Genomic DNA, 5,598 nt, shown 5'->3' on the forward strand with positions numbered 1-5,598 from the left:
AGGAACTTCAGATTTTTATAAGGGACGGGGTCTCGGGTCAGGCCAGTGCGGCGCCGATCGCCTCGGCCACCGGGGTCGTCGGCCGTCCGATCAGCCGGGCCAGGTCGCCGCTGGTGCCCGCCAGCCGGCCGCGTGCGATCGCCGCGTCCACGTCGACGAGGACCGCGGCGAAAGGCGCGGGGACGCCGGCGCCCGTCAGGATCGTCAGGTGCTCGCCGGCCGTGACCTCCTCGTACGCGATCTCGCGGCCCGTGTGCGCCGACAGCGTCGCCGCGTACTCCGTGAAGCTCCAGGCGGTGTCGCCGGAGAGCTCGTAGACCCGGTTCAGATGGCCCTCGCCGGTGAGCACCTCGGCCGCGGCGGCCGCGTAGTCGGCCCGCGCCGCCGAGGCGACCCGGCCCCCGCCCGCATTGGCCACGACCGCTCCGTGCTCCAGGACGGCGGGCAGGTTGCGGGTGTAGTTCTCGTGGTACCAGCCGTTGCGCAGGAAGGTGTACGGGATCCCGGAGTCGAGGATGGCCTGCTCGGTGCCCCTGTGGTCGGCGGCGAGGTCGAAGTCCGCCTCGGGGCCGCCGAGGATGCCGGTGTAGGCGAACTGCGCCACGCCCGCCGCCCGCGCGGCCTCCAGTACGGCGGTGTGCTGCTCCACGCGCCGCCCGACCTCGTTGCCGGAGATGAGCAGAACCCGGTCGCCGGCCCGGAAGGCCCCGGCCAGGGCTTCGGCGTCGTCGTAGTCGGCGACGCGGACCTCGACACCGCGCTCCGCCAGGTCGGCGGCCTTCTCCTTGTCGCGGACGACGACGGCGACCTCGTCGGCGGGGAGACGGTTCAGCAGCTCCCCGACGACGAGACGGCCGAGGGCTCCGGTGGCAGCGGTGACGACGATGCTCATGATGACTCTTCCCGTGGGGCGGCGCTGGCCAGTGACACCACCCTACGGGAAGCGCTAACTTTTCGAAAGTATCCTCTGTGGGATCGTGTGCGGGATGCGGGAGAGATGCGCCGAAGCCCGGATCCTCTGGGAGATCCGGGCTTCGTCGGCTTCGTACGGCCGTGTCCGAGTCCGTGGGTGCGTCGGTGTCCGCGTCGTGCGGGTCAGCCGACGACGGTCCAGGTGTCGTTGCCGGTCAGCAGCGCACCCAGGTCGCCCTTGCCGCTGCGGTCGATCGCCGTGTCGAGCTGGTCGGCCATGAGGGTGTCGTAGACGGGCCGCTCGACGCTGCGGAAGACCCCGATGGGGGTGTGGTGCAGGGTGTCGGGGTCGGCCAGGCGGGAGAGCGCGAACGCCGTGGTGGCGCTGGCGGTCTTCGCGTCGTGGACCAGGATCTGCGACTCGTTGGCCGGGGTGACGTCGACGACTTCGAGGTCGCCGGTGGCCGGGTTGCGCACGACGCCCTTCGCACCGTCCGCCCCGAAGCGGATCGGCCGGCCGTCCTCCAGCCGGATCACGGCCTCCAGTGCCTGGTCCTTGTCCTTGAGGACCTCGAAGGCGCCGTCGTTGAAGATGTTGCAGTTCTGGTAGATCTCGACGAGCGCCGTGCCCTGGTGGTCGGCCGCCGCGCGCAGCACCTCGGTGAGGTGCTTGCGGTCGGAGTCGACGGTACGGGCGACGAAGGAGGCCTCGGCGCCGATCGCCAGCGACACCGGGTTGAAGGGCGCGTCCAGCGAGCCCATCGGCGTGGACTTGGTGATCTTGCCGACCTCGGACGTGGGGGAGTACTGCCCCTTGGTCAGCCCGTAGATCCGGTTGTTGAACAGCAGGATCTTGAGGTTGACGTTCCGGCGCAGGGCGTGGATCAGGTGGTTGCCGCCGATGGAGAGCGCGTCGCCGTCGCCCGTGACGACCCAGACGGAGAGGTCGCGGCGGGAGGTGGCGAGGCCGGTCGCGATGGCGGGCGCGCGGCCGTGGATGGAGTGCATCCCGTACGTGTTCATGTAGTACGGGAAGCGGGAGGAGCAGCCGATTCCGGAGACGAAGACGATGTTCTCCTTCGCCAGCCCCAGCTCGGGCATGAAGCCCTGAACGGCGGCGAGCACGGCGTAGTCGCCGCAGCCCGGGCACCAGCGGACCTCCTGGTCCGACTTGAAGTCCTTCATCGACTGCTTGGACTCGGACTTGGGCACCAGCGAAAGCAGTGTGCGGGACCCTTCGGTCACGGTCACCTCAGTCATTGATGGCCTCCTCGAGAACCTTGGCGAGCTGCTCCGCCTTGAACGGCATTCCGTTGACCTGGGTGTACGACTGGGCGTCGACCAGGTATTTCGCCCGGACCAGGGTGGCGAGCTGCCCGAGGTTCATCTCCGGCACCACTACCTTCTCGTAACGCTCCAGGACCTCGCCGAGATTCCTGGGGAAGGGGTTCAGGTGGCGCAGGTGGGCCTGGGCGATGGGGAGTCCGGCGTTCCGCAGCCGGCGGACGGCCGCGGTGATGGGGCCGTAGGTGGACCCCCAGCCGAGGACCAGGGTGGTGGCTCCGTCCGGGTCGTCGACGTCCAGGTCCGGCACCCGGATCCCGTCGATCTTGGCCTGGCGGGTGCGGACCATGAGGTCGTGGTTGGCGGGGTCGTAGGAGATGTTGCCGGTGCCGTCCTGCTTCTCGATGCCGCCGATGCGGTGTTCGAGGCCGGGCGTGCCGGGGACGGCCCAGGGCCGGGCGAGCGTCTCCGGGTCCCGCTTGTACGGCCAGAAGACCTCGGTGCCGTCGGCGAGGGTGTGGTTCGCGCCGGTGGCGAACTTGACCTTCAGGTCGGGCAGGTCCGTGATCTCCGGGATCCGCCAGGGCTCGGACCCGTTGGCGAGGTAGCCGTCGGAGAGCAGGAAGACCGGAGTCCGGTAGGCGAGCGCGATCCGGGCCGCGTCGAGGGCGGCGTCGAAGCAGTCCGCGGGGGTCCGCGGGGCCACGATCGGCACGGGCGCCTCGCCGTTGCGTCCGAACATGGCCTGGAGGAGGTCCGCCTGCTCCGTCTTCGTCGGCAGGCCGGTGGAGGGGCCGCCGCGCTGGATGTCCACGATCAGCAGCGGCAGCTCCAGCGACACCGCGAGACCGATCGTCTCCGACTTGAGCGCCACACCGGGCCCGGAGGTGGTGGTCACCCCGAGCGCACCGCCGAAGGCCGCGCCGAGGGCCGCGCCGATACCGGCGATCTCGTCCTCGGCCTGGAAGGTCCGCACGCCGAAGTTCTTGTGCTTCGAGAGCTCGTGCAGGATGTCCGAGGCCGGAGTGATCGGGTAGGAGCCCAGGTAGAGGGGCAGGTCGGCCTGCTGGCTCGCGGCGATGAGGCCGTAGGAGAGGGCCAGGTTCCCCGAGATGTTGCGGTAGGTGCCGGTGGGGAAGGCGCGGGTGGCCGGAGCGACCTCGTAGGAGACCGCGAAGTCCTCCGTCGTCTCGCCGAAGTTCCAGCCGGCCCGGAAGGCGACGATGTTCGCCTCGGCGATCTCCGGATTCTTCGCGAACTTCTGCCGCAGGAACTTCTCGGTGCCCTCGGTGGGCCGGTGGTACATCCACGACAGCAGGCCCAGCGCGAACATGTTCTTGCTGCGCTCGGCCTCCTTGCGGGAGAGCCCGAAGTCCTTCAGGGCTTCGACCGTCAGGGTGGTCAGCGGTACCGGGTGGAGGTTGTAGGCATCCAGGGAGCCGTCTTCCAGTGGCGAGGTCTCGTAGCCGACCTTGGCCATGGGGCGCTTGGTGAACTCGTCCGTGTTGATGATGATGTCCGCCCCGCGCGGCACGTCCGCGATGTTCGCCTTCAGCGCCGCCGGATTCATCGCCACCAGCACGTTCGGGGCGTCGCCCGGCGTGAGGATGTCGTGGTCGGCGAAGTGGAGCTGGAAGGAGGAGACACCCGGGAGGGTTCCGGCGGGGGCGCGGATCTCGGCGGGGAAGTTCGGCAGCGTCGACAGGTCGTTTCCGAACGACGCGGTCTCCGAGGTGAAACGGTCACCGGTGAGCTGCATACCGTCACCGGAGTCACCCGCGAACCGGATGATCACGCGATCGAGACGCCGTACTTCCTTGCTGCCCGGGCTCGCCGGAGTGCGTTGTCCACCGACAACCGCACCCCCAGCCCCGTCGGCCTGCTCGGCTGGGCTGCTGACCTGGCTGGTCACTGAACTGGACCTCCTTCGAGGCGTGAGCACCCCCAGAACCCACCCTACGTCGGTAGGGATCAGGCTCCCCGGAGGCGACCACATTCTGGACCGTAGGACCGCCCTTCGAGACGGCCCGACCGGTATGCCGTATCTGACAGAGTGTCAGTCGATCAAGATTTCAGATAGGTGAGAACGGCCAGTACACGCCGGTGATCCCCGTCACTCGGCGAGAGGCCCAGCTTCATGAAGATGTTGCTGACGTGCTTTTCCACTGCTCCGTCACTCACGACCAGTTGTTTCGCCACCGCGGAATTGGTACGCCCTTCGGCCATCAGCCCGAGCACCTCGCGCTCGCGCGGGGTCAGCCCCGCCAGGACGTCCTGCTTCCGGCTCCGGCCGAGCAGCTGCGCGACGACCTCGGGGTCCAGGGCCGTACCGCCCCGCGCCACCCGCACCACCGCGTCCAGGAACTCCCGCACCTCGGCCACCCGGTCCTTGAGCAGGTACCCCACCCCGGTGCTCGACCCGGCCAGCAGTTCGGTGGCGTACTGCTCCTCCACGTACTGCGACAGCACGAGCACGCCTATCCCGGGATAGTCCTGGCGCAGCCGTACGGCCGCCCGTACGCCCTCATCGGTGTGGGTCGGCGGCATCCGCACGTCGGCCACCACCACATCCGGCAGCGCGTCCTCGGCCGCCAGGTCCGCGATCGTCTTGAGCAGGGCTTCCGCGTCCCCGACGCCCGCCACGACGTCATGCCCCCGGTCGGTCAGCAGCCGGGTCAGGCCCTCACGCAGCAGCACTGAATCCTCGGCGATGACCACCCGCACCCTGTCTTCCACGATTTTGCAGCTCCCGCGTCCACTCGTTTCCCGCACTACACGACTCAGCCAAGCATCCCAGCCTTAAGTCCTGGTGAAGGCAGAGCCGGGACAACAGGTGGGCGTCCGGGGGCAGTTTTCACGAACCGGAAGGTCACATGCCGCGCGATTCACGGCCCCGCCGGCGTGTGAGGGGTAGCCCGAGGCCGTGCCCACGAAGCGCCGACCGCGGCAATTCCAAGCCCGTCCGGAGTTCGGGGAGCGGGCGCGGGGGCCGTGTCCACGAAGCGTCGGCCGCGCCAGATCCAGCCCGTCCGGAGTTCGGGGAGTGGGCGCGGGGCCGTGCCTACGAAGCGTCGGCCGCGCCGATTCCAGCCCCTCCGGCGTTTGAGGAGCGGGGTGCGGGGCGGAGCCCCGGTCTTCCAGCCCCGCCGGCGTTTGAGGCGTGGCTCGGGCCGTGCCCCAGGAGGCGCCGCCGCAGCGGACACGCGAGCGGGACCCCCACCCACCCGGACAGGAGTCCCGCTCACCAGCAGAAAGAAGGGGGCCCGGGGGCCGGGGAGAGGCGGCCTCAGCCCCGGTCCCGCCACGGCAGCTCCGCGGTGACCGTCGTCCCCGCACCCGCAGGCGAATCCACCACCAGCACCCCATCCACCGCATCCAGCCGCCCGGTCAACCCCGCCAACC

At 69.7% G+C, this 5,598-nt stretch carries 4 protein-coding genes; all 4 read right to left on the bottom strand.

What is annotated here, in order from left to right; genetic code table 11:
* Positions 1 to 37: 37 nt before the first annotated feature.
* The 4 genes from PV721_RS40675 to PV721_RS40690 all read right to left on the bottom strand — a co-directional run bounded on the left by PV721_RS40675 (position 38) and on the right by PV721_RS40690 (position 4,920).
* Positions 38 to 892: an SDR family oxidoreductase gene (locus tag PV721_RS40675; RefSeq protein WP_319733519.1), complete on the bottom strand. Its 855-nt coding sequence runs from the start codon at positions 890 to 892 to the stop codon at positions 38 to 40.
* Positions 893 to 1,095: 203 nt separating this feature from the next.
* A complete protein-coding gene (locus PV721_RS40680) occupies positions 1,096 to 2,172 on the bottom strand; it encodes a 2-oxoacid:ferredoxin oxidoreductase subunit beta (RefSeq protein WP_319733521.1) in 1,077 nt (358 codons plus the stop codon).
* Complete coding sequence (locus PV721_RS40685; RefSeq protein WP_319733523.1) at positions 2,165 to 4,108, bottom strand: 2-oxoacid:acceptor oxidoreductase subunit alpha; 1,944 nt, start codon at positions 4,106 to 4,108, stop codon at positions 2,165 to 2,167. Before PV721_RS40685 ends, PV721_RS40680 begins: the two co-directional genes overlap by 8 nt.
* Before the next feature lie 152 nt (positions 4,109 to 4,260).
* Entirely contained in the window at positions 4,261 to 4,920 is a 660-nt protein-coding gene (locus tag PV721_RS40690) for a response regulator transcription factor (protein WP_319733525.1), read from the bottom strand.
* Between the last annotated feature and the right edge of the window lie 678 nt (positions 4,921 to 5,598).

It is taken from the genome of Streptomyces sp. MB09-01, assembly GCF_033794505.1.
Classification (GTDB): Bacteria; Actinomycetota; Actinomycetes; order Streptomycetales; family Streptomycetaceae; genus Streptomyces.

What these genes read in the sequence shown, in the direction of transcription:
- PV721_RS40675 (WP_319733519.1), bottom strand. Translation starts at nt 892, where the DNA reads ATGAGCATCGTCGTCACCGCTGCCACCGGAGCCCTCGGCCGTCTCGTC.
- PV721_RS40680 (WP_319733521.1), bottom strand. Translation starts at nt 2,172, where the DNA reads ATGACTGAGGTGACCGTGACCGAAGGGTCCCGCACACTGCTTTCGCTG.